Source organism: Salipiger bermudensis (genome assembly GCF_017309175.1).
GTDB lineage: Bacteria > Pseudomonadota > Alphaproteobacteria > Rhodobacterales > Rhodobacteraceae > Salipiger > Salipiger bermudensis.
This window is the reverse complement of sequence record NZ_JAEKJV010000005.1, coordinates 19,769-43,271: the sequence shown is the minus strand read 5'-3', so window position 1 is coordinate 43,271 and position 23,503 is coordinate 19,769. Positions and strand designations below refer to the sequence as shown.

19 protein-coding genes are annotated in these 23,503 nt (G+C 68.2%); 7 read left to right on the top strand and 12 right to left on the bottom strand.

All coding sequences use genetic code 11. The features are described 5' to 3' along the window. Positions 1-66 precede the first annotated feature (66 nt). Positions 67-1,188 (bottom strand): peptide chain release factor 2, encoded by a 1,122-nt coding sequence (gene prfB, locus JF542_RS08215; protein ID WP_007799315.1) that lies wholly within the window; start codon positions 1,186-1,188, stop codon positions 67-69. A gap of 120 nt (positions 1,189-1,308) precedes the next feature. Beyond that, positions 1,309-2,337, bottom strand: a complete 1,029-nt coding sequence (locus JF542_RS08210) for a LacI family DNA-binding transcriptional regulator (RefSeq protein WP_207075489.1) — start codon at positions 2,335-2,337, stop codon at positions 1,309-1,311. A 157-nt stretch (positions 2,338-2,494) separates the two neighbouring features. Between JF542_RS08210 and JF542_RS08205 the strand changes: the two genes are divergently transcribed. From JF542_RS08205 to JF542_RS08190, 4 genes are read left to right on the top strand one after another with little or no spacing between them, the layout of a single operon-like run. Then, a complete protein-coding gene (locus JF542_RS08205) occupies positions 2,495-3,634 on the top strand; it encodes an aryl-sulfate sulfotransferase (RefSeq protein WP_242533670.1) in 1,140 nt (379 codons plus the stop codon). Then, a complete protein-coding gene (locus JF542_RS08200) occupies positions 3,625-4,458 on the top strand; it encodes an ABC transporter permease (protein ID WP_207075487.1) in 834 nt (277 codons plus the stop codon). Before JF542_RS08205 ends, JF542_RS08200 begins: the two co-directional genes overlap by 10 nt. Further along, the gene (locus JF542_RS08195; protein ID WP_207075486.1) at positions 4,458-5,276 is read left to right on the top strand and encodes an ABC transporter ATP-binding protein; all 819 of its coding nucleotides are present in this window, start codon (positions 4,458-4,460) and stop codon (positions 5,274-5,276) included. The genes JF542_RS08200 and JF542_RS08195 overlap by 1 nt, the downstream gene beginning before the upstream one ends. A 12-nt stretch (positions 5,277-5,288) precedes the next feature. Beyond that, the gene (locus JF542_RS08190; RefSeq protein WP_207075485.1) at positions 5,289-6,251 is read left to right on the top strand and encodes an ABC transporter substrate-binding protein; all 963 of its coding nucleotides are present in this window, start codon (positions 5,289-5,291) and stop codon (positions 6,249-6,251) included. 253 nt (positions 6,252-6,504) lie between these two features. Here JF542_RS08190 and JF542_RS08185 read toward each other — a convergent pair whose 3' ends face one another. From JF542_RS08185 to JF542_RS08175, 3 genes are all read right to left on the bottom strand, one after another. Next, positions 6,505-9,042, bottom strand: a complete 2,538-nt coding sequence (locus tag JF542_RS08185; protein ID WP_007799304.1) for a penicillin-binding protein 1A — start codon at positions 9,040-9,042, stop codon at positions 6,505-6,507. A gap of 104 nt (positions 9,043-9,146) precedes the next feature. Continuing rightward, positions 9,147-10,349: an N-acetylmuramoyl-L-alanine amidase gene (locus JF542_RS08180; protein WP_207075484.1), complete on the bottom strand. Its 1,203-nt coding sequence runs from the start codon at positions 10,347-10,349 to the stop codon at positions 9,147-9,149. A 129-nt stretch (positions 10,350-10,478) separates the two neighbouring features. Next, the gene (locus JF542_RS08175) at positions 10,479-11,624 is read right to left on the bottom strand and encodes a pyridoxal phosphate-dependent aminotransferase (RefSeq protein ID WP_207075483.1); all 1,146 of its coding nucleotides are present in this window, start codon (positions 11,622-11,624) and stop codon (positions 10,479-10,481) included. 56 nt (positions 11,625-11,680) lie between these two features. On the opposite strand from JF542_RS08175, the gene JF542_RS08170 reads away from it, so the two are divergent. From JF542_RS08170 to JF542_RS08160, 3 genes are all read left to right on the top strand, one after another. Next, positions 11,681-13,021, top strand: a complete 1,341-nt coding sequence (locus tag JF542_RS08170; RefSeq protein WP_207075482.1) for a M48 family metalloprotease — start codon at positions 11,681-11,683, stop codon at positions 13,019-13,021. A 54-nt stretch (positions 13,022-13,075) separates the two neighbouring features. Further along, on the top strand, positions 13,076-13,849 hold the full coding sequence (locus JF542_RS08165; protein WP_207075481.1) for a DsbA family protein: 774 nt from the start codon (positions 13,076-13,078) through the stop codon (positions 13,847-13,849). Between the two features lie 189 nt (positions 13,850-14,038). Beyond that, positions 14,039-15,412 (top strand): class I SAM-dependent methyltransferase, encoded by a 1,374-nt coding sequence (locus tag JF542_RS08160; protein ID WP_207075480.1) that lies wholly within the window; start codon positions 14,039-14,041, stop codon positions 15,410-15,412. On the opposite strand, the gene JF542_RS08155 is transcribed toward JF542_RS08160, so the two are convergent. The 7 genes from JF542_RS08155 to JF542_RS08125 form a co-directional block, all read right to left on the bottom strand. Further along, positions 15,409-17,208, bottom strand: coding sequence for an ABC transporter ATP-binding protein (locus JF542_RS08155; RefSeq protein WP_207075479.1), 1,800 nt, complete (start codon positions 17,206-17,208; stop codon positions 15,409-15,411). The genes JF542_RS08160 and JF542_RS08155 overlap by 4 nt on opposite strands. After that, positions 17,205-18,164 (bottom strand): acetamidase/formamidase family protein, encoded by a 960-nt coding sequence (locus tag JF542_RS08150; RefSeq protein WP_007799290.1) that lies wholly within the window; start codon positions 18,162-18,164, stop codon positions 17,205-17,207. The genes JF542_RS08155 and JF542_RS08150 overlap by 4 nt, the downstream gene beginning before the upstream one ends. Before the next feature lie 4 nt (positions 18,165-18,168). Continuing rightward, positions 18,169-19,788, bottom strand: coding sequence for an ABC transporter substrate-binding protein (locus JF542_RS08145; RefSeq protein WP_207075478.1), 1,620 nt, complete (start codon positions 19,786-19,788; stop codon positions 18,169-18,171). A gap of 128 nt (positions 19,789-19,916) precedes the next feature. Next, complete coding sequence (locus tag JF542_RS08140; protein WP_207075477.1) at positions 19,917-20,837, bottom strand: ABC transporter permease; 921 nt, start codon at positions 20,835-20,837, stop codon at positions 19,917-19,919. Next, the gene (locus JF542_RS08135; RefSeq protein ID WP_263624415.1) at positions 20,837-21,727 is read right to left on the bottom strand and encodes an ABC transporter permease; all 891 of its coding nucleotides are present in this window, start codon (positions 21,725-21,727) and stop codon (positions 20,837-20,839) included. Before JF542_RS08135 ends, JF542_RS08140 begins: the two co-directional genes overlap by 1 nt. Continuing rightward, on the bottom strand, positions 21,720-22,322 hold the full coding sequence (locus tag JF542_RS08130; protein ID WP_207075476.1) for an ANTAR domain-containing response regulator: 603 nt from the start codon (positions 22,320-22,322) through the stop codon (positions 21,720-21,722). Before JF542_RS08130 ends, JF542_RS08135 begins: the two co-directional genes overlap by 8 nt. Further along, positions 22,319-23,419: a transporter substrate-binding protein gene (locus tag JF542_RS08125; protein WP_007799278.1), complete on the bottom strand. Its 1,101-nt coding sequence runs from the start codon at positions 23,417-23,419 to the stop codon at positions 22,319-22,321. The genes JF542_RS08130 and JF542_RS08125 overlap by 4 nt, the downstream gene beginning before the upstream one ends. Between the last annotated feature and the right edge of the window lie 84 nt (positions 23,420-23,503).

The following is a 23,503-nucleotide window of genomic DNA, read 5'->3' as shown; positions in this document are numbered from 1 at the left end:
GTTTTCCGGCAAGAGTAGCGAGCGCTCCACACCGCGGCAAGCGCCCGGGCGGGGCGCGATCCGTCCTTAGTCGGCCTGCGCGTCGGCGCGGCTCTTGCCCGCCGCCTTTTGGGCCAGCGTGGCCGCCATGAACGGATCGAGATCACCGTCGAGCACCCCTTGGGTGTCCGAGGTCTCGTGGCTGGTGCGCAGGTCCTTCACCATCTGATAGGGCTGCAGCACGTAGGAGCGGATCTGGTTGCCCCAGCCGGCATCGCCCTTGGCCTCGTGCTGGGCGTTGATCTCGGCGTTACGGCGGTCAAGCTCCATCTGGTAGAGCCGCGATTTCAGCGCCTTCATGGCGATGTCGCGGTTCTGGTGCTGCGACTTCTCCGAGCTGGTCACCACGATGCCGGTGGGCATGTGGGTGATCCGAACCGCCGAGTCGGTGGTGTTCACGTGCTGGCCACCGGCGCCCGAGGAGCGGTAGGTGTCGACCCGGATATCCGACGGGTTCACGTCGATCTCGATGTTGTCGTCGACCACAGGGTAGACCCAGACCGACGCGAAAGAGGTCTCGCGCGTGCCCTTGCCGAAGGGCGAGATCCGAACCAGCCGGTGCACGCCGCTCTCGGATTTCAGCCAGCCATAGGCGTTGGTGCCGGAAATCTTGTAGGCCACCGACTTGATGCCCGCCTCGGCGCCCGCTTCCTCCGATTGCAGCTCGACCTCGTAGCCGCGCTTCTCGGCCCAGCGCACGTACATCCGCTGCAGCATCGCGGCCCAGTCGCAGGCCTCGGTGCCGCCCGCGCCGGCATTGATCTCGAGGAAGGTGTCGTTGCCATCGGCCTCGCCGTCGAGCAGCGCCTCGAGCTCTTTCTGGCCGGCTTTCTCTGCCAGTGCCTTGAGCGCGCCCTCGGCCTCGGAGACGACCTCATCATCCTCTTCCATCTCGCCAAGCTCGATCAGCTCGACATTGTCCGACAGCTCCTGCTTGATCGAGGTATAGGTCTCCATCGCATCGACGAGGAACTGGCGGTCGCGCATCAGCTTCTGTGCCGCCTGCGGATCGTCCCAGAGGTTGGGATCCTCGACGCGGGCGTTGAATTCCTCGAGCCGGTGCGGCGCGGTCTCCCAGTCGAGCCGCTGGCCAAGCAGGTCGAGCGACTTCTCGATCTTTTCGACGGTCTTCTGGGTCTCGGCACGCATGGCGGTCTCTTTTCGGGAAAACTGTGGTCAGGGGGACATAAACCAGCACCGCCTCCCCTTCAAGCGCCCGCCTCCCCTCGTTTGCGGGCAAGGCCTGCCAAGCCCCCCGGGCAAGGGGCGTCAGGACAAAACCGTCGAGCCCCGCACCAGCAGGTCCGGCTCGGGTGCATCGACGACCATCGCGCCGGCGCCGGTGTCCAGCGCGCCGACAAGGCCCCGGGCCGCAAGCTCGGCAACCTGATCGAGATGCAGGTCGAGCGAAGTCAGCGCCGGGCTCTCGCTGCGCGCCCGGATGCCGTCGTAGCGGGTCGCGACGCGCACATCGCCCGGCACCGTCAACCCAAGCTCCCTCAGTGCGGCCATGACGCCGGTGGCCATGGCGTCGATGGGCACGAGCACCGCGTCCGGGGCACCGAACTCGGCCACGTGCGCGCGCAGCGCCGCCTGCGCGCCGCGCTCCGCCTCGGCCTCCGGCAGGACGATTTCCTGCCCCGGCAGACCGTGCGCCGTGCTGCGCTGGCTGAAGACCTCGCGAAAGGCAATGTTCGAGGCCCGTCCGCTCTGGCCCACGACCAGCAGGATATCCCGGGCGCCGACATCGTGCAGGTGGTCGAACAGTGTTTCGGCCATCCGGCGGTAGTCGATCCGCACCGCAAGGGGCTGGTCCTCGGTGGCAGGGCCGATGACCATGGTGGGCACGCCGCGCGCCGCCAGCAGCGACAGGTAGGGATCCTCGGTCTCGGGCTCCACGAGGATCGCGCCATCGAAGGCGATGGTGGAGAGCGCGCGAACCGGATCCTCGATCGGCGGCACCAGCAACAGGGCGGTGTTGCTCTCGAGCGCGGCAATCGCGGCGGAGGCGGCGATCTCCATCAGGAAGCCGAGCCGGGCTGCGCCTGCGGCGACGGCGGTCGGCATCGAGGAGAAGATCGCGATGGTGCCCGCCCGCCCGGTGCGCATGCCCCGTGCCGCGAGGTTGGGCACGTAACCCAGCCGCTCGATCGCCGCCGTGATCCGCGCCTGCGTCGCCGAATCGACCCGCCGCTTCCCGCTGAGCGCGTTGGAGACCGTGCCCGGAGACACCCCGGCCGCCTGCGCCACGTCCTTGATGGTTGCCCGTTTGCGGGGACCGTCTGCGCCCATCGCCATTCAAACTCCGCCTGTTTTTTCGTCGCTAGACGCTTGTTTCCGCCCGTTCGGGCGGCGTCATCAAGAAATCGCGCCTTTTGAGTCATTAAAACGTTTTAACAACACCCAGCGCAAGGCAATAGTGCATTAAAACGTTTTACAACTTATGGAGACGGCAATGCTCGATACGACCAAAGGCACTTTCGACCCCGAACAGGCCAGCGCCGTGACGCTGGAGCGGCGCCGGCTCGGGCTGACCGCGCTCGACCGGGAAAAGAGCTTCGGCGGCTACACGCTCTATGCCCGCCAGACCGGCGGCGGCGTGGTCGACATGGTGGATGTCGAAGGCCGCATCGCGCATCAGTGGCAGATGCCGGTGCGCCCGGGCCGCGACGCGGTACTGCTGCCCAATGGCAATCTCGGCTACAACGGCAGCCACGCCACCTCGGCCGCACTCTACCCGGCATGGGATCTCTGGCATGGCGGCGATTTCTACGAGGCGACGCCCGAGGGCGAGATCGTCTGGCGCCATGAAGACATCTACCACCACCACGACGCCCAGTGGCTGCCCAATGGCGACTTGCTCTACACCGTGGCCGCCGAGCTCCCGGCGCACCTTGCCAAGCGCATCTGCGGCGGCGACCCGCGCAAGGACGGCGCTGACGGCATCTTCCAGTCCGACATCGTGCGGCAGGTGAACCGCAAGGGCGAGGTGGTCTGGGAATGGTGCATCTGGGACCACATCGACCCCGCCGACCTGCCGGTTCACCCGATCTTCGACCGCCGCCACTGGCCGATGATCAACGGTGTGTCCGAGACCGAGAGCGGGCTGATCCTGATGAGCCTGCGCACCACCTCGGGCGTGATCGCGGTCGAGAAGGCGAGCGGCCGCATCGTCTGGCACGCGGGCGCCGACCTCGTCGCCCAGCAGCACACGCCGATCATGATGGAGGGCGGCACGGTGCTGGTCTTCGACAACGGCAACCTGCGCATGGGCTCCTCGAACCCGTTCTCGCGTGCGCTGGAGTTCGATCCCGCGACCATGCAGGTCACATGGAGCTACACCGACCCCAACGCGCCGAGCTTCTTCTCGCCCTTCATGGGCAGCGCCGAGCGGCTGCCCAACGGCAACACCCTGATCTGCGAGAGCGCCTTTGGCCGGCTCTTCGAGGTGACGCCGGCAGGCGAGACCGTCTGGGAATTCGTGATCCCCGACTTCGCCGAGTACCCTGCCCCGGTGAACCAGTTCATCAAGGGCTCTCACAATGGCTGCTTCCGGGCGCATCGCTACAGCGCGGAGCAGGTGACATGGCTGTGACCGACATGAGCGAAGACCCGACCAAAGGACGCACATCGCCAAGGATCGCCCCCTTCCTGTCGCAAGGCGCGAAATGGGGCGCGAAGGCCGGGCTGCCGCTGATCTCCTTTGCCTTCATCCTCGGCATCTGGGCACTGGTGGGCGCCTCGGGCATGGTCAAGGAGGCGATCTTTCCCGCGCCGTGGTCGGTCTGGTCCGCCACGGTCGAGATGTGGCAGAACGGCACGCTGCAGACAGACCTCGCGAAATCGCTGGGCCGGGCCGGCGTGGGCTTCGGCATCGGTGCCACGCTCGGCGTGGCGCTGGGTCTGCTCACCGGCCGCGTGGCGCTGGTGCGGACCCTGCTCAACCCGTTCCTCAACCTGCTGCGCCCGATCCCGGCCATCGCGCTGGTCCCGGTGGCCATCGTCTGGTTCGGCATCGGAGAGGGCTCGAAATACTTCGTGGTCAGCTACACCGTGTTCCTCACGGTCTGGTTCAACACCCATCACGGCATGGAATACGTCCCCGAAACCTACCTGCGCGCCTCGCGCTCGCTGGGGGCCTCGAGGATGCGCGAATTCCTCACCGTGGTGCTGCCCGCCGCCGCGCCGCACATCTTCGCCGGCATCCGGCTCGGCGTGGCGCTGGCCTTCCTGAGCCTCGTGGCGGCCGAACTGTCCGGCGCCTCGTCGGGCATCGGCTTCCGGCTTCAGGAAGCACGGCAATACGTGCGCACCGACCGGATGTTCTCGCTGCTGATCATCCTCGGCATCCTCGGCGCGGTGGCGGACCTCATCGTCCACGCCATCGGCAAGAAACTCGTGCACTGGGAGCAGGGCTGATGGCTGAAGATCTCATGACCGACACTCACAAGACCGACACTCAGAAAGGCCGCGTCGAGATCGACGACGTGGTGATCCGCTTCAAGGGGCGGCAGGGGCCGGTGACGGCGCTCTCGCGCACCTCCCACGTGCTCGAGCCGGGCACCTTCACCGCGCTGATCGGGCCTTCGGGCTGCGGCAAGTCCACGCTGATGAACGCCATCGCAGGCTTCGTGAAACCCTCCGAAGGCAGCCTGCGCCTCGACGGCAAGCCAATCGCGGGCCCTTCCCCCGAGGTTGGCGTGATCTTCCAGCAATACGCGCTGTTCCCGTGGTTCACCGCGCTCAACAACGTGCGCTACGGGCTCAAGCAGTTCGGCCTGCCCCAGGGCGAAGAGATCGACCGCGCCCGCGCCGCCCTCGCCGAGGTCGGGCTCGAGGCCCATGCCGACAAGTACCCGCAGCAGCTCTCGGGCGGCATGAAGCAGAGGGTCGCCATCGCGCGCACCTTCGCTGTCGGGCCCAAGGTGTTGCTGATGGACGAACCCTTCGGCGCGCTCGACGCGCAGACCAGGTTGGTGATGCACGAGCTTCTTCTCAATATCTGGCGCAAGCACCGCGCCACCGTGCTCTTCGTGACCCACGACGTGGACGAGGCGCTTCTGCTCTCGGACCACGTGCAGGTCATGAGCCAGGCGCCGGGGCGGCTGATCCGCCACTACCACCTGACCCAGCAGCGCCCGCGCGCCTTCAGCCGCTCGGGAAGCGACCTTCTGGAGATCCGGGACGAGATCCTCGACCTCCTTCACCCCAAGACAGACCTCGCAGACAGCCTCTAAGGGAGATTTACCGTGACCCACCTTTCCAAACTGGCACTGGCCGCCGCGCTGCTCGCTCCGCTTGCGGCAAGCGCCGAGGAGCTGACCTTCGCCTGGACCCCGAACCCGCAGACGCCTCAGGTCGACGTGGCGATCCAGAACGGCTATTTCGAAGAGGCGGGGCTCGACATCGAGTTCGTCGCCTTCCGCACCGGGCGCGAAGGCTTCGAGGCGATGATCGGCGGTCAGGTCGATGTCACCTTCATGGCGGAATTCCCGGCCGCGGTCGGCGCCCTGACCGGGCAGGAGTTCGCCGTGATCGGCGATCTCGCGCGCTTCACCGGCTCCCGGGTGATTGTGAACACCGCCTCGGGCGCGGTCGCCTCGCCAGCCGAGCTCGCCGGCAAGAAGATCGGCACCACCATCGGCACCAACGTCAATTTCTACCTCGACGAGATCCTCGCCGAGGCCGGTGTCGAGGCCGAGGTGGTCGGCGCGGCACCGCCGGATCTGGTCCCGGCGCTGGCGCGCGGCGATCTCGATGCCATCGTGCCCTTCCCGACCTTCTACGGCGCCGCCGCCAACACGCTCGGCGACGACTATGCCGAACTGCGGGTGCCCGGCTACGAGGTGCACTACATTCTCGCCGCCTCGCCCGAGATGACCGGCGACCGGTCCGCAACGCTCGAGGCCTTCATGGCCGCGCTGGCCAAGGCGGATGCCGATGTGAAGGCCGACCCGGCGGCGGCGATGGAGGCGGTCAGTGCCTCGATGCAGGGCGCAATGAGCCCCGAGGCGCTCGCCACCATGTGGCAGGATGTCGATGTCGGCCTCAAGCTCGACACCGCGCTCGCCGATCTGCTGGTGGCCGAGGCCGACTGGGTGCTGTCGAAAGGCGTGGTGAGGGGCGAGGCCGTCGACCGGGCCGAGATGCTGACGCATTTCGCCCCCGCCCCGCTCGAGAAAGCGGCACCGGAGGCGGTCGACCTGCCCTGAGGCCCGCCCCCTCCGTCCAGAAAAGACCAAGCCCCGTCGCGCGCCGGCGGGGCTTTTCACGTCCCAAGTCCGGCTCTGATCCACCCCATCAAGCCACTCGGCCAGCCCGCGAACGCGCCCGCCGCCTGTCCCGGCGCCCATCCCTTCTCTGGTTCGAAAATACCTCGGGGGGAACGCGCGCCCGGCGCGCGTGGGGGGCAGCGCCCCCCAAGCCTGTCCGCCCGCGCAGGCGGGCGGAAACCGCGCCTTGCGCTCAGTACAGCCCGCCCGAGGACAGCGTGCCGAAGCTCGCCTTCGGTCCGACGGTCGCCTTGCGCCCGGTCGAGGTGGTGACTTCGCGCGCCCGGGTGCTGCCATCGGGCTGGATCAGGTCGAAATTGCCAGACATCGCCCAGCCGCCATCGAGCTGGATCCCGAACATCGGCTCCTGACCACGGCGGAAGCACTCGGCCACCACGTTGGGGCCCGACGCATCCGGCCCGAGGCGAGCGCCCGAGAAACGGTCGATATTAATGAACTCGCAAGCCTCGGGCACGTCGAAGGCACCGCCACCGTATTTCTGCACTGCCTCGGTCATGAAGCGCTGGAACACCGGGCCGCACATCGAGGCCCCGTAGGCACCACGCCCCATCGGGCTGGGGTTGTCGTAGCCGATGTAGCAGCCCGCCACGATGTTCGAGGTGAAGCCGATGAACCACACGTCCTTCGCGTCGTTGGTGGTGCCGGTCTTGCCGGCGGTGGGCACACCCAGATCGACCACCCGCGCGGCGGTGCCGCGCTCGACCACGCCCTGCATCATCGAGGTCAGCTGATAGGCGGTGACCGCATCCATGATGCGCTCGCGGTTGTTGCGGATCGTGGGGCTCACCCCCGGCGGCAGGCTGTCCTCGGCGCAGTCGATGCAGACCCGCTCATTGCCCTTGGCGCTTTCATGGTTGTAGATCGTGCGACCGTAGCGGTCCTGCACCCGGTCGACCAGCGTCGGCTCGACGCGCTCGCCACCATTGGCGAACATCGCATAGGCCGAGATCATCTTGTAGAGCGTGGTCTCGTCGGCACCGAGCGCGTTCGACAGGAAGCGGCCCAGGTGATCATAGACGCCGAACTTCTCGGCATAGCGGCCCACCGTGTCCATGCCGATTTCCTGTGCGAGACGGATGGTCATCAGGTTCCGCGACTGCTCGATGCCGGTGCGCAGCGGGGTCGGACCGTAATAGGTGTTGGACGAGTTCTTCGGACGCCACACGCCCTGCGGGGTGTCGATCTCGATCGGTGCGTCGATCACGATGGTCGAGGGCGCATAGCCCGAGTCGAGCGCCGAGGCGTAGACGAAGGGCTTGAAGGACGAGCCCGGCTGGCGCTGCGCCTGGGTGGCACGGTTGAACACCGAATCCTGGTACGAGAAGCCGCCCTGCATGGCGATCACACGGCCGGTGTGCACGTCCATCGCCATGAAGGCGCCCTGCACCCGCGGCACCTGCCGCAGCGTCCAGCGGATGAAGCTGCCGTCATTGTCGGCGGTCATCTCGCGCACATGCACCACGTCGCCGCGCTCGAAATTGTCGCGGAAGCTGCCGCGGACCCACGAGATGTCGTCGCGCGGGACCGACGTGCCGCGGGCGTCATCGGTCGCCACGCCCTCGATGCCGAGGCGCATGGCGCTGTCACCGACCTCGAGCACCACCGCCGGGAGCCACTCGCTCTCGAGGTCGATGTCGCGCGCCACAGAGGTGTTGGACAGCGCCTCGCGCCAGGCCTCTTCCGAGCCCAGCTGTTCCTCGGGAATGGTCTTGCCGGTGCCGCGCCAGCGGCCGAGGCTGCGGTCATAGTTCTCGAGCGAGATGCGCAGCGATTCCGCCGCCTTGGTCTGCATCTCGGGATCGAGCGTGGCGCGCACGCTGAAACCGCCCGAGAAGAACTCGCCCTCGCCGAAGTCGCGGGTCAGCTGACGGCGGATCTCGTCGGTGAAATAATCGCGCGGCGGCAGCGAGCGCTGGTAGGGCTCGAAATCGCCGTTCTGCACCGAACGCAGTGGCTGCGCGCGCTCCTGCTCGTAGACCTCGTCCGAGAGGTAGCCGTTGTCATGCATCTCGCGCAGGACGTAGTCGCGGCGCTGCAGAAGCCGCTCCTTGTTGCGCACCGGGTGATAGTCCGACGGAGCCTTCGGCATCGACGCGAGGAACGCCGCCTCGTGCGGTTCGAGCTCTGACAGGGTCTTGTTGAAATAGGTCTGGGCCGCAGCGGTCACGCCGTAGGAGTTCTGGCCGAGAAAGATCTCGTTGAGATAGAGCTCGAGGATCTTTTCCTTGCTCAGCGCCTGCTCGACGCGGGTGGCAAGGATGATCTCCTTGATCTTGCGCTCGGCGCGACGGTCGCCGTCGAGAAGGAAGTTCTTCATGACCTGCTGGGTGATGGTCGAGGCACCGCGCACGTCGCGGCCGCGGGATTTCACTGCATCGACCACCGCCGCGGCAATGCCGCGCGGATCATAGCCCTGGTGGGTGTAGAAGTTCTTGTCCTCGGCCGAGATGAACGCCTCTTTCACCAGGTCGGGGATCTGGTCAGCAGGGGTGAACAGCCGCCGCTCCTGCGCGAACTCGTCGATGATCCGGCCTTCCTGGCTGTAGATCCGGCTGATCGTCGGCGGGGTGTACTGCGCCAGGCTCTCGTGGCTGGGCAGGTCCTGACCATAGATCCAGATCACCGCGCCCACCGTGAGCGCGAACATCATGATCCCCAGCGTGATGATGCTGAAGATGCCGCCGAAAAAGGAAAGAATGAACCGAGTCACTGAGGGCCGCCTCTGAAGATTGCCGTGTCCTTATACCCTGCATGGCCCGCGGTCAAAACACACGGGGGCGTGACGGCAGGGCACTGCCACCGGTCAGGCCGCGTCTATTGCCTGCGCAACCGTGCCAGCGCCGCATCCTCGAGCGCCCAGGCCGCGATGCCGTCGCGGATGCCCGCCGCCATGCCGGCGCGCCAGAACGCGTCCTGCAGGTTGTCGAGATCCTTGGCCGTGGACAGAAACCCGACCTCGACCAGCACCGAGGGAATGTCGGCCGCCTTGAGCACAGAGAAGCCCGCATGGCGCAGCGGCCGCTTGTGTACCGTGCCCACGGCGTTGCGGATGCGGTCGACGAGATGCTTCGCCAGCGCCGTGCTGCGCGGGGAATTGTCAAGCCGGGCGAGGTCGAGCAGCACGTCGGCGACCCGATCATCGGCCCCCGAGAGATCGAGCCCGGCGAGGATGTCGTCACGGTCATGGCGCTCGGCCAGCGCCGCCGAGGCCGCGTCCGAGGCGTCGTCCGACAGGGTGTAGACGGTGGCGCCGTGGGCGATGCCCTCCTCGATGGCGTCCGCGTGCAAGGACACGAACAGGTCCGCGCCAGCCTGATGCGCAAGCGCCACGCGCGCCTCGAGCGAGACGAAGACATCTTCCTCGCGGGTCATCTCGACCGCGTAGCCGGCACGGCGCAGCACGTCGCGCAGCTCTCGGGCGAAGGTGAGCATCAGGTCGGCTTCGCTGTGGCCGTCACGCTGCGCGCCCGGATCGATGCCCCCATGCCCGGGATCGAGCATGATGCGCAGCGGCGCCGAGGGATCGCGCGGCGGCGCGGCAGTGGCGCGGGGCTCGGGCAGATCCCAACGCGGGTCACGCGGCGCGCCGGAGGCGGCGGCCATCTCCTCGGGGCTGGCGGGCTCGAGGCGCAGCGACAGCCGCGCCTCGCCGGTGGTCTCGGTGACGCGCATCCCTGCCCGCCCGATCACCATCGGCTCGGCGAGCTCGGCCACCAGTCGCGACCAGCCCGATCGGATGCGCCCGACGCGCAGCGCCTCGACCGTGTCGGACCGGCCCATGGCCGCGGGATCCGCCCCTTGCCAGTCGACCTCGCGGAAATCCACCACCAGTCGGGCCGGATCTGTCAGGGTGAAGGCGCGCCACGGCACGCCCTGGCTCAGGCCGAGGGTCAACTCGGTGCCGCCACGCCGGTCCTCAAGCGCGCCGCGCTCGAACAGAGCGCGCCCGCCAAGGTCCTGTGCCGCTGCGGCGGAGCCCAGAAAGAGCGCCGCCAGAAGAAGGAAGATCCTGCTCATCCGCCAATCGATCATGTTGTTTTGCATCACGCTAGCACGCCCCAGCCGGATTTGCAGCCCGCGCGACGGCCAAGAATTTTCGTGCGGAAATTCTTCAGCCCAAGATTTTTAGTCCTAAAAATCTTGGGCTTACCCACGCGTCTTCATGAAATCCTGAAGCCGCGACAGCCCCTCCTCGATATCCGCCGTGCTGCGGGCATAGGAAAACCGCAGCGTGCCGTGGCCGCGCTCGGGATCGAAATCCAGCCCCGGCGTCACTGCCACCCCCGCCTTGTCGAGGATCTCGGCCGCAAAGGCGCGGCTGTCCTCGGTCAGGTGGCTGACATCGGCATAGACGTAGAAGGCCCCGTCCGGAGGCGCGATACGGTCGAAGCCGGCCTTGGGCAGCCCTTCGAGCATCAACTCCCGGTTGCGTGCATAGACCGCGAGGTTCTCCTGCAGCTCTTCTCCGCAATCCATCGCCGCCAGCGCCGCCACCTGCGCCGCGTGCGACGGGCAAATGAACAGGTTCTGCGCCAGCCGCTCGACCTGCCGCACCGAGCGCTCGGGCAGCACCAGCCAGCCGACGCGCCAGCCGGTCATCGAGAAATACTTCGAGAACGAGTTGATCACGCAGACATCGTCCGACAGCTCGAGCGCGGTCACCGCGCGCTTGTCATACTCGATGCCGTGATAGATCTCGTCCGACAGGAACGCCGCGCCCTGCGCCTGGCATGTCTCGATCATCGCGCCAAGCTCGGCACGGTCGAGCATCGTCCCGGTGGGGTTCGCCGGCGAGGCCATCATCAGCCCCTGATAGTCGACGCCCGTCAGATCCCCGGGCTCGAGCTGGTAGCCGTTCTCGGGCTTGGCGGGCACCTCCACGGGCACCAGATCGAGCGCCTTGAGGATCTGCCGGTAGGACGGGTAGCCCGGCATCCCCAGCGCCACCCGGTCTCCGGCGTCGAACATCGCGGTGAAGGCGAGGATGAAGCCCCCGGACGAGCCCGGCGTGACCACCACGCGGGCCGGGTCGAGATCGACGTTGTACCACTCGCCATAGAGCCGCGCGATGCGCTGGCGCAGCGCCGGCAGGCCGAGCGCCACGGTATAGCCCAGGGGATCGGATGTCATGGTCTCGGCCAGCACCGCGCGGGCATGGGCGGGCGCCGGAGACGAAGGCTGGCCCACCTCCATGTGAATGATGTGGCGTCCGGCTTCCTCGGCGGCGCGCGCCGCCTCCATGACATCCATCACGATGAAGGGATCGACCGCGCCGCGGCTTGAGTTTCGCATCCTGCTCTCCCATGGTGGCTCGGGATTGGGAGTATTGAGGATACCGGGGAGGGTCAATGTCCGCCGCCGTTGCACGACCGTTTGCCGCGCTGCTGCTCGTGGCCACCCTGCTCGTGGCTGCCCTGCCCGCGCGCGCCGTCACCCTGCTGCGCGATGCCGATATCGAGCACGCTCTGGCGATGGTCGCGGCGCCAGTGCTGCGCGGCGCCGGGCTCAGCCCGTCTCAGGTCAAGGTGGTGATGGTCAGGGATGACAGCCTCAACGCCTTTATCGTCGACAACAGCACCATCTACATCCATTCCGGGCTGATCCTGAAGCTCGACACCCCGGCGCAGCTGCAAGCCGTGATCGCGCACGAGGCGGCCCATATCACCAATGGCCACATCGCCCGCCGGCTCGGCAACATGCGCAACGCCCGCACCGCCACGCTGCTCGGCATGGCGCTGGCTGCCGCCACCGGGGTCAGCACCGGCAGCGGAGATGCCGCCGCCGCGATCATGATGGGCTCGTCGGCCTCGGCAATGAACAAGTTCATGGCCCACACCCGCGCCGAGGAAAGCGCCGCGGACATCAGCTCGATCCGCAGCATGGTGAATGCCGGGCTCGACCCGCGCGGCGCCGTCGAGGTGCAGGAGATCTTCCGCGGGCAGGAGCTGCTCTCGGCGCCGCGGCAGGACCTTTACGTCCAGACCCACCCGCTCACCCGCGACCGCCTGCGCGCACTGCAGGGGCTGGTCGCCGCCTCGCCGGGACAGGGGGCCGCCGCCGATCCTTCAACCGTCTACTGGTTCGCCCGCGCCCGCGCCAAGCTCGCCGCCTTCCTGCGCGCGCCCAGCTGGACGCTGCGCCGGCTCGAGCGCCTGCCGAGCAAGGACATCGCGATGATGGCCGAGGCCGTGGCGCAGCACCGGCAATCCGACCTGAGGCGCGCCCTGCGCGCCATCGACGGCGCCATCGCGCTGCGCCCCAACGATCCCTTCCTGCGCGACCTCAAGGGCGAGATCCTGCTCGAGAGTCGGCAGGCCGGGCCGGCGGTGCAGGTCTACGGCCAGGCCCGTCAGCTCGCCCCGCGCAACGCCCAGATCCTCGCCGGGCTCGGCCGGGCACAGCTTGCCGCCGGGCAATACGACGCCGCGCTGCGCACGCTGGAAGAGGCCCGAGACCGCGACTGGCGCGACAACCGGGTGCTGCGTGACCTCGCGGTGGCCTACGCCAAGACCGGCAACACCGGCATGGCGTCGGAGGCCACGGCACAGCGCTACGCGCTTCAGGGCCGCCTGCACGATGCCGGGATCCACGCCAATCGCGCGCTGGGGCTCCTGCCGCGCGGCTCCGCCCCCTATCGCCGGGCGCAGGACGTGGCCGATGCCGCCGCCCGAGCCGAAAAGAAACGCTGACACCGGACGATGCGACCGATACAGGTCTCTCAACGAACAAAGACAGGAGCTGCCATGCTGACCCGACTGACCCGCCCCGCCGCCGCGCTGACCCTCGCCGCCGGTCTCGCCGCCGCGCTGCCGGCGACAGCGCAGGACTTCGACTTCTCCGCCATGACACCCGAGCAGCGCGAGGCCTTCGGCACACAGGTGCGCGAGTACCTCCTCGAGAACCCGCAGGTCATCATGGAGGCGGTCAACGCGCTCGAGAACCGTCAGGCCGAGCAGCAGGCGGTGGCCGATCAGCAGATCGTGGCCGACAATGCCGACGCGCTGTTCCGCGACGGCTATTCCTATGTCGGCGGCAACCCCGACGGCGACATCACCATCGTCGAATTCTCGGACTACCGCTGCGGTTATTGCCGCCGTGCCTTTCCGGAAGTCGAGGAGCTGATTTCGAGCGACGGCAACATCCGCTTCATCATGAAGGAGTTCCCGATCCTCGGCGAGGCCTCGGTCACCTCCTCGCGCTTCGCCATCGCGACGCTGATGGAGGCCGGCGACGAGGCCTACAAGGCGGTGCATGACGCGCTGATCACCCTCGAGGGCGAGCCCTCCGAACCGGTGCTGCGCCGTCTGGCCGATACGCTGGGGCTCGATGCCGAGGCGATCATCGCGCGGATGTCGGACGAGGAAGTGACGCGCCGCATCCAGGAGACCCGCGAACTGGCGACGCGGCTTCAGATCAACGGCACGCCGAGCTTCGTCTTCAGCGACCAGATGCTGCGCGGCTACGTGCCGCTCGACGGCATGCGCCAGCTGGTGGACCAGATCCGCTCCGAGGGCTGACACCTCCCGCGCCGCTCGCTCGCCCGCGCCGGGCGGCGCATCTCGTCGGACAAACGACAGCTCGGTCAGGCGCCTGCGCGCGCCGCATTGGCCCCTCGCCCGGGCCAAACGCCGCGATCTCTCGAACGGCCCTTCCGCGAGCCCCCGGCCTCTGGCAGGATGCCCGCGTTTGAGAGAGAGATTATTGTCATGTCCGACTGGTCCCGGGGCTATCCCGTCGATAGCGCCTATTTCGATACCATGCAGCCCGAGATCTCGCCCTTCCGCTGGCGTCCGGCGTTGCTCACCGCGCGCATCTCGGGCCCTTCGACCCGGCGCTTCCGCTTTCTCGAGCTTGGCTGCGGCTCGGCGCATACGCTGATCGCGCTGGCCGCCTGCTATCCCGAGGCCGAATTCCTCGGGATCGACTTCATGCCCGAACACGTGGTCCGCGCCCGCGCGTTGATCGCCGAGATCGGCCTCACCAACATCCGCGTCGAGGAGGCGGGCTTTGCCGATCTCGCGGCCCAGCGCCCCGAGGACCGGTTCGACTATGCCGCCATGCACGGCGTCTGGAGCTGGGTCGACGCCGAGACCCGCGGCGACATCGTCGCGCTTCTGGGCGGCTGGCTGGCGCCCGGCGCGCTGGTCTACAACGGCTACAACTGCGCCGCCGGCTGGGCCGCTGCCGCACCGATCCGGCAGATCTTCCGCGAGGCGCCTGCGGGCGCGGGCGACACGCGATACGCAGCTGCACGCGATGCCGTCGCGGCATGGCTTTCCTATGCCCAGAACCCGGCCCTCGACGCGCTCTGGCAGCGGCTCTCGAAACAGTCCGACGCCTTCCTCGCCCACGAGTTGGGCGCGGCGCATGGCAGCGCGGTCTGGTTTACCGACCTGGCCGAGGCGCTCGAGCCCGCAAAGCTCGGCTTCGCCTGCCCCTGCGAGCTGCACGAACAGTTCGACGCGCTGTTCCTCGACGGGACCCGGCTCGACCTGATCCGGCGCGGCGGCGAGCAGGGCTGGGGCCAGACCGCGCGCGATCTCTCGTACAACCGCACCTTCCGCGCCGACCTGTTCCACCGCGGCGCGCTGCGGCTCACCACCTCGGAGATGATCGCCGAGCTGCGCGCGCTCAGGGTTCTGGGCTGGAGCCGCGAGGCGGGCTTCGGCCTGCTCGCCGACCTGCCGGTCAAGGACACACCCGTGGCCACGCCCGAGATCGAGGCGCGTGTGGCGGAGCTCGCCGCGGACGGCGCGCATCCCATCGGCGAGATCGTCGACGGGCTCGACCTCGATCCCCAGAGGGCACTGCAGACGGTGCTGGTGCAGCTCATCAAGGGCAACCTGATGGCGGTGCGCGACGAGGCCGAGGTGGCGGCGGCGCGCGATCGCACCCGGGCCTTCAACACCGTGGCCAAACACCATCTCGAGGCTGGCCGGCGCATCCTGCCCGGCCTCGTTTCGCCCGAAACCGGTGGCGTGGTGATCGTGCCGAAGACGTTGCAGCGCGCGGGCTTCGGGCTCGAGTCGGGCGATCCGGCGCAGATCGACCGGATGCAGGCGCTGGGGCTCACGCTCTAGAGCCCGGGGCCCCCGTCCGCCACCAGATGGCCGTCGCCGATGTCACGCAGCGGCAGCCGCGCCGGTGCATCTCCGATGACCCGGATCGGCGAGGGCATGTCGCCCACGGGCCGGGCATAGGGCCGCCCCTTGCGCGAGGGATCGGGCACCGGCACCGCGTCGAGCAGGCGCTGCGTGTAGGGATGGCGGGGGTTGTCGAAGACCTGATCGCGGGTGCCCATCTCGACGATCTGGCCGAGATACATCACCGCCAGCCGGTCGACCACGTTCTCGACCACCGCCATGTCGTGGCTGATGAACAGGTAGGAGACCTCGGTCTCCTGCTGCAATTCCTCGAGCAGCTCCAGCACCCGCGCCTGTACCGAGACGTCAAGCGCCGAGACGCTCTCGTCGCAGATGATCAGCTTCGGACGCAGCGCCAGTGCGCGGGCGACGCAGATGCGCTGCCGCTGACCACCGGAGAACTCGTGCGGGTAGCGGCTCATCTGCCCGGGGGTGAGGCCCACACGGCGGAACAGCTCCTCGGCGCGGGCGCGGCGCTCATCGGGGCTTCCGACGCCGTGGATCAGCAGCGGCTCGGCCACCGCCTCGCCCACCGTCATGCGCGGATCGAGCGCCGCCATCGGATCCTGGAACACCATCTGCACGTCTCGGCAGATCTCCTTGCGGCCCTGCGCGGTCAGCGTGGCGAGGCGCTTGCCTGCAACCTCCACATGCCCCTCATGCGGCACCAGCCCGGCCAGCGCCTTGGCAATGGTGGACTTGCCGCAGCCGCTCTCGCCGACGAGGCCGAAGGTCTCGCCGGGGCGGATGTCGAAGCTCACCCCCTCGACCGCGTGCACGCGGTGGGTCGGGCGGCCGAAGAAATTCGCGCCGATGTCGAACTGCACCTGCGCCTCGACCAGCCGGGCCACCGGAACCGGTGCCTCGGGCGGCAGCGGCGCGGCGCGCTCGGCCCCTGCCCCGAGCCGCGGCACGGCGGCGAGCAGGTCACGGGTATAGGCCTCCTGCGGGGCGCGGAAGAGCGTCTCGACCGGGCCGGCCTCGACCATGCGCCCGGCCTTCATGACCACGGCGCGGTCGGCGGATTCGGCCACCACACCCATGTCATGGGTGATCAGGATGATCGCCGTGCCGGTGCTCTCCTGCAGGTCGCGCAGCAGGTCGAGCACCTCGCGCTGCACCGTCACGTCGAGCGCCGTGGTGGGCTCGTCAGCGATCAGCAGCGCCGGGCTCATCACCAGCGCCATGGCGATCATCACGCGCTGGCGCATCCCGCCCGACAGCTCGTGCGGGTACTGGCCCATGCGGCGCTCGGGCTCGGAGATCCGCACCCGGCGCAGCGCCTCGACGGCGGCAGCGTGGGCCTCGCGCCGGGAGACCGGCTCGTGGGCGCGGATCGCCTCGACCAGCTGGCTGCCGACGCTGTGCACCGGGTTGAGCGAGGTCATCGGCTCTTGGAAGATCATCGCCACCTTCGCACCGCGATAGTCGCGCATCGAAGCCTCGGGCAGAGACGGCAGGTCGGTGCCGTCGAGCAGCGCCTGACCGGAGGTGACGGTGACGTTGTTGGGCAGCAGCCCCATCAGCGCCAGCGAGGTGATCGACTTGCCCGATCCGCTCTCTCCGGCGATGGCCAGCGTCTCACCGGCGCGCAGATCGAAGCTCAGCCCCTCGACCAGCGGGCGCGTCACGCCCCGGTCGCGCACCGACACGGTCAGCTCGCGCACCGAGAGCAACGGCGCGGCGGCCGCCCCCGTTGCGGGGGCGGCAAGGGTCTGCGCCGCGGCCGTCATTCGAAGACCGCGCGGGGGAAGTAGAACGACACTACCCAGTTCGGCATGTCGACGATCTCGGAGATCCGCAGATCGCCGCAGGTCGAGACCAGCATGTAGGCATCGACCGGCGCCATGCCGTAGCGCGCCGAGAGCAGGTCGACCATGCCGGCCACCGCATCGCGGGCGCCGCTCATCAAGTCGGGTCCGACCCCGGTGGTGACCTCATAGCCTTTGGCATCGAGATGCCGGGTCACGGGCCCCGGCGTGGTGAAGCGCGGCATCTTCAGATTGGCGCCCTTCACCAGATCGAGGGTCAGCGTCACGTCCATCGGGCTTTCGATGGCAGTGCCGCAGACCTCGCCATCGCCCTGCGCCGCATGGGTGTCGCCCACCGAGAACAGCGCGCCGGCCACCTCGACCGGCAGGTAGAGCTCGGTCCCGGTGGCAATGTCGCGCACGTCGAGATTGCCGCCCGTGCGCCGCGGCGGCACGATCGAGTGCAGCCCCGGCTCGGCCTGCGCGACGCCGATGGTGCCGGTGAACGGCTTCAGCGGCACGCGGCCCTGCTCGCCCCAGAGCGCCGGCGCCATGGTGTCGGCGTCGAAGGTCCAGATGGTGAGCGCCGGGTCGGTGAACTGGTCCGCCAGCAGGCCGAAGCCCGGGATGTTGGCGGTCCAGCCCCATGCGGTGCCGTCACGCTTCTGCGGGCTAAAGCCCTCGATGGTGATCTTGAGCGCGTCGCCCGGCTCGGCGCCGTCGATATAGACCGGCCCCGACACCGGGTTGATCTTGCCGAAATCCAGCGCCTCGACATCGGCGACGGTGCTCGACGGGCCAAGCTGGCCCGCCGAAGAATCCATGCAATTGAAGAGGATTGTCGATCCCGGTGCCACCGTCAGGGCCGGGACAATGGAATTGTCCCAGCCAAAATGGTGCTGCGCGCCGTGGATCGTGTAGTCGCAGTGCTTGCACATAGGATCACTCGGTCACGTAGACGTAATCGTAGTTCACCGGGATCGAGACCGGATCGACATAGAGCGCGTCGTCACCGCCCATGCGCTCGGACTTCATGGTGTAGCGCTGCTCGTTGAACACCGGCACCCACGGCGCCTCTTCCATCACCTTCATGTAGACGTCCGACCACATCTCGAGCCGCTCGGGCGCCGAGGGGTCGGTGAAGCTGTCGGCCTCGGTCGCCATCGCGTCGATGCTCTCGTCGCAGAACTTGGACCAGTTCCAGCCGCCCTCGCCCGCGCCGGCGCAGCCGAGGATCGGGCCGTAGAAGTTCGACGGATCCGGGAAGTCGGCGATCCATGCCATGCCGCCCGACCAGATCATCGGCGCCTCGCCGGCGCCACCGGCCTCGATCACGTTGGCCTGCGCGAGGGAGCGGATCTCGACATCGACGCCGATCGCCTTGAGGTCCTGCTGGATGGCCTGCGCGATGCGCGGGTTGGGATCCGTGTTCATCACGAAGAGCTCGGTCGAGAACCCGTCGCCCAGACCGGCATCGGCGAGCTTGGCCTTGGCGGACTCGGCGTCAAAGGCAAAGCCCTCGTAGCCGCCGGTGTAGCCCGGCATCGACGGCGGCAGCGGCTGGGTCGCCGGTACGGCCCGGCCGTTGATGATCTGGGTGATGCGCTCCTTGTTGATCGCCATGTTGATCGCCTCGCGCACCGGCAGCTGATCGAGCGGCTCGATGCCCACGTTCAGCGTGATGTAGCCGGTGTGCAGTTGGCCGCCCTCGACGACGCGGGCCGCCTGATCCGGATCCCCCATGACCTCCTGGAACTTCGCCGGCGGGATGCCGTCGCCGGGCACGTCGACCTCGCCCTGCTGCAGACGCAGCAGCGCCACGATCGGTTCCTGCCCGACCTCGAAGGTCACGCCGTCGAGATAGGGCACGCCGTCACGCCAGTACTCGGCGTTCTTCTCGAACACGAGGCGCTGGCCAATGGTCCACTCGCCGAGCTTGAAGGCGCCGGTGCCGACCGGGTGCTTGCCGAAATCGGTGCCGTACTCATCGACCGCTTCCTTGGGCACGATGGAGGCGAAGTTCAGCGCCATCACGTGCAGGAAGGTGGCGTCGGGGCGCGACAGGGTGATTTTGACAGTCAGCGGATCGACCACCTCGACCCCCGAAAGCGTGTCGGCCTCCCCCGCGGAGATTTCATCAAAGCCGGCAATGGAGGCGAAGAAGCCCGCACCCGGCGACTGGGTCTCGGGGGTGGTGACGCGGTCGAGCGAATACTTCACGTCCTCGGCGGTCATCTCGCGTCCGTTGTGGAAGGTGACGCCCTCGCGCAGCGTGAAGGTGAAGACGGTGCCGTCCTCGCTGACCTCGTAGCTCTCGGCAAGACCGGGGCGCAGCTCGGTGGTGCCGGGCACGTAATCCATCAGACCGTCGAACAGCGACTTGATCATCGACCAGTTCTGCCAGTCATAGCCGATCGCCGGGTCGAGCGTGGCGACGTCATCCTTGTAGGTGACGGTGATCATGCCGCCGGGCGTGGCGTCGGGATCGGGGGTATAGCCCTGCGCAAGCGCCGGGATCGCCGAAGCGAGCAGGATCGCGGTGGAGGTGAGAAGTGCTTTCATTTTTTATTACTCCCTGTTGGATGGTATGGCCGGGTCCGTGAGTGGTGGCTCTGGTCTTGGGTCGTGTGTCGTCCGTGGGTGGTGGCGTTGAGCCCCGGCAACGATGCCGGGACCGTTTGGAAACGGGGTCACCGCAGCTTGATGCGCGGATCGATGAGAGGGGTGACGAGATCGGCCAGCAGGTTGCCGAGCACGATGGCGGTGGCCGAGACCATGGTGACGCCCATGATCACGGGGATGTCGACGCGCTGGATCGCCTGCCATGCGAGCTGGCCGATGCCGGGCCAGCCGAACACGCTCTCGACCACGACGATGCCGCCCATAAAGATGCCGATGTCGATGCCGATCATGGCAATGATGGGCAGGATGGCGTTGGGCAGCGCGTGACGCAGCAGGATGCGGCCACGGGTCAGACCCTTGGCGCGGGCGGTGCGGATGTAGTCCTGCCGCAGCACCTCGACCATGGAAGAGCGCATCATGCGGCTGTACCAGCCCGATCCCATGATCCCGAGGGTGATCGCGGGCAGTACCAGATGCGCGAAGGTGCCGTAGCCCCCGATCGGGAACCAGCCGAGCTGCACCGCGAAGAGGTAGAGAAGCAGCAGGCCGACCACGAATTGCGGCGCCGAGACCGCGACGAAGCTCGTCACCATCAGCCCCTGATCGAGCGGTCGGCCGCGGAACACCGCCGCGACGATGCCGAACGTCAGGCCGATCAGGAGCTCGCAAACGATGCCCCCCGCCATCAGCAGCAGCGAGGCCGGCAAACGCGCCGCGATCAGCGTCGCCACCTCGGTCTTCTGCAGGTAGCTGCGCCCCATGTCGCCCTGCACCAGCCCGGTGAGATAGCGCCAGTACTGGACCAGCAGCGGCTGATCGAGCCCGAGCTGGTGGCGGATGTTCTCCACCGTCTGCGCGGTGGCCGAACGCCCGGCGATCTGGCGCACCGGGTCGGCGGGCAGCACGTAGAGCAGGATGAAGGTGATGAAGCTCACCCCCAGCAGAATCAGGGCGGACTGGATCAGGCGCCGGGTCAGGTAGCCGAGCATCAGTCGTTCCCCCTCTGGGTCGGGTCGAGCACGTCGCGCAGCGCGTCGCCCACGAGGTTGAAGGCCAGCGCCAGCAGCAGGATCGCCGCGCCGGGGATGAAGACCAGCCAGGGCGCGGCCTGGAAATAGGTCTGGTTCTCGAAGATGATGTTGCCCCATGAGGGCGTCGGCGGCTGCACGCCCACACCGAGGAAGCTCAGCGTCGCCTCGAGCAGCACCGTCACCGAGATTCCGAGCGTGCCCCAGACGATCAGTGTCGGGATCAGGTGCGGCAGGATGTGACGGAACAGGATGCGCGACTGCGAGGCGCCGAGCGTCTTCTCCGCGGCGATGAACTCGCGCTCGGCAAGGCTGGTAGTCTCGGTATAGACCACGCGCGCAGTCTGCACCCAGTTGACCAGCGCGATCACCATCGCGACGATCCACAGCGAGGGCTGGAACAAGGCCGCAAGGCAGATCGCCAGCAACAGCGCCGGGAAGGCCATCATCAGGTCGGTGAAGCGCATCAGCGCAGCGCCGAACCAGCCGCGCACGAACCCTGCGAGCACCCCCACAAGCGTACCGATCACCAGCGCCACCCCATTGGCCACCACGCCGATCACCAGCGAGGTCTGAGCGCCATAGAGCATCCGGGTGAACAGGTCGCGCCCCAAGAGGTCCGTGCCCATCAGGAACGGCCCGCCGGGCGGCATCGGCTCGCCGTAGAGGGACAGCCCCTCGAAGAGCTGCTCGTCGGGCTCGAACGGAGCGATCCATGGCGCGAAGACCGCGCCGCCGACCACCAGCGCGATGATGGCGAGGCCGAACAGCGCCAGCTTGCGGCGCATCAGGCGGCGCAGCGCGCCCGCCGGCGCTGCCGGGCGGGTCTCGATGGGGGCGATGTCAGCCATGGTCGATCTCGTCCTGATGCGTGGGTTTGGCGGCGGCGACGATGCGATCGGCGGCGTCCTCGAAACTCACGCGCCACGCCATCGCCATGCCGCGTAGCTGCTCGTAGGCCTCGTTCTCGGTCTTGCCGCGCGCGGCGAGCACCGCCACCGCCTGCACCACCGTCTGGCGCTGGCCGAGACGGCGCTTGAGGGCGTCGATCTCGTCGGCCAGTTCGACGCGCGCGTCGAAGGTGGCCCGCGCGATCAGCAGGGCCGAATAGACCCCGCCATCGCCCACCGGTTTGAGGATCTGAGCATCGGCGCCGAAATTCATCAGCCACTCGATGCGGCCCGGCGCCTCGGAGCCCACCAGCGCGATGGTCGGCAGCGGTGCCTCGCCCGGCTCCCACGGGAACTGGTCATCATAGGCGGTGTCGACATCGATGAAGAGATAATCCGCCGCCCGGGCCGACGCCGGCAGGTCGGGCCAGTGGCAATCCACCTCGAGCCCGATGGCCTGAAGCTGGCGCACCAGCGCGGTGACCGTGGCATGCGGGCGATGCAGGATCGCGGCGCGCGCGCCGCCCAGATCCGGGATGCGCAGACGGCGTCTCATTTCACCACCCGAAGCGGCACCGGCGCGGGGTCGCGCTCGCGGGTGAGATAGGGATCGGCCTCGACCGGCGCCCCGGTGCGCAGCGGCACGAAGGCCCCTGCCCTGACCTGCGCGATGGCCACCGGCAGGCGGGTGTGGTGGGTGCGCGGGCTGATCCCGAGCTCGGCCGCGCGGCGCTGCGCCAGAAGCTCGGAGAGCGACAGCGCCTCGGCACCGGGCGCGCCGTTGAGCAGCTGCGCCAGCGTCATCACCGAGGCATGGGCCGCCGCCTCGAGCGACGAGCCGAAATCCTCGCGGCCGCCATTGCCCGGCAGCGCCGGGTGCAGGCCGCGGAACCACGGCCCTGCCGAGATCACCCCCTCGGCCGATGGCCCGATGGCACCGAGCTCGCATTCGGTAAGGTTGCACGACAGCACCGGGCAATGGCCCTCGGCAAAGAACGGATCGCTTCGGCGCAGCTCGGCGATGGCGTCGAGGAAGGCATATTGCGACTTCCCGATCAGCTGGTTGAGCACGAAATCCGGCTTCAGCGCGGCGATCTCGTCGACGATGCGCGCCACCTCGGTGGTGCCCAGCGGCAGGTAGCGCTCGCCCAGCACCTCGCCCCCCGTGCGGCTGCCGATCTCGCGCGCCAGCCGGTTTATCTCCCAGCCCCAGATGTAGTTCGAGCCGGTCAGGTAGCTGCGCCGCCCGAACTGCGCGAAGGCATAGTCGAGCAGCGGCAGCAGGTGCTGGTTCGGGCAGGCATGGGCATAGACGATGCGGTCGGACGCCTCGAACCCCTCGTAGGGCGCCGGGTACCAGAGCGCCCCGTCCATGCGCTCGAGCGCCGGGATCACCTCCTTGCGGCTCCACGAGGTGGTGCAGCCGATCACGTGCCGCGCCCCGCTGTCGCGCAGGATCTCTTCGCAGAGCGGCGCATAGGCGTCGATATTGCCCTGCGGGTCGCGCTCCACCGGGTTGAACACGATATCAAGCGCGGGATCGGCGTTGACCTGCGCCACCGCCTTCAGCGCGCCGGTCCGCTTGGCCTCGCTGATCAGGCTGTAGGTTCCGGAGCGGGAGAACAGGATTCCGAGGTCGATTTCGCGCGTCAAGACGCCCTCCAAAAACGAAAAAAGCCCCGCTGATCCCAGCCGTCTCGAGAGACGGACCGCAGGATCGCGAGGCGCTTTTGCCAG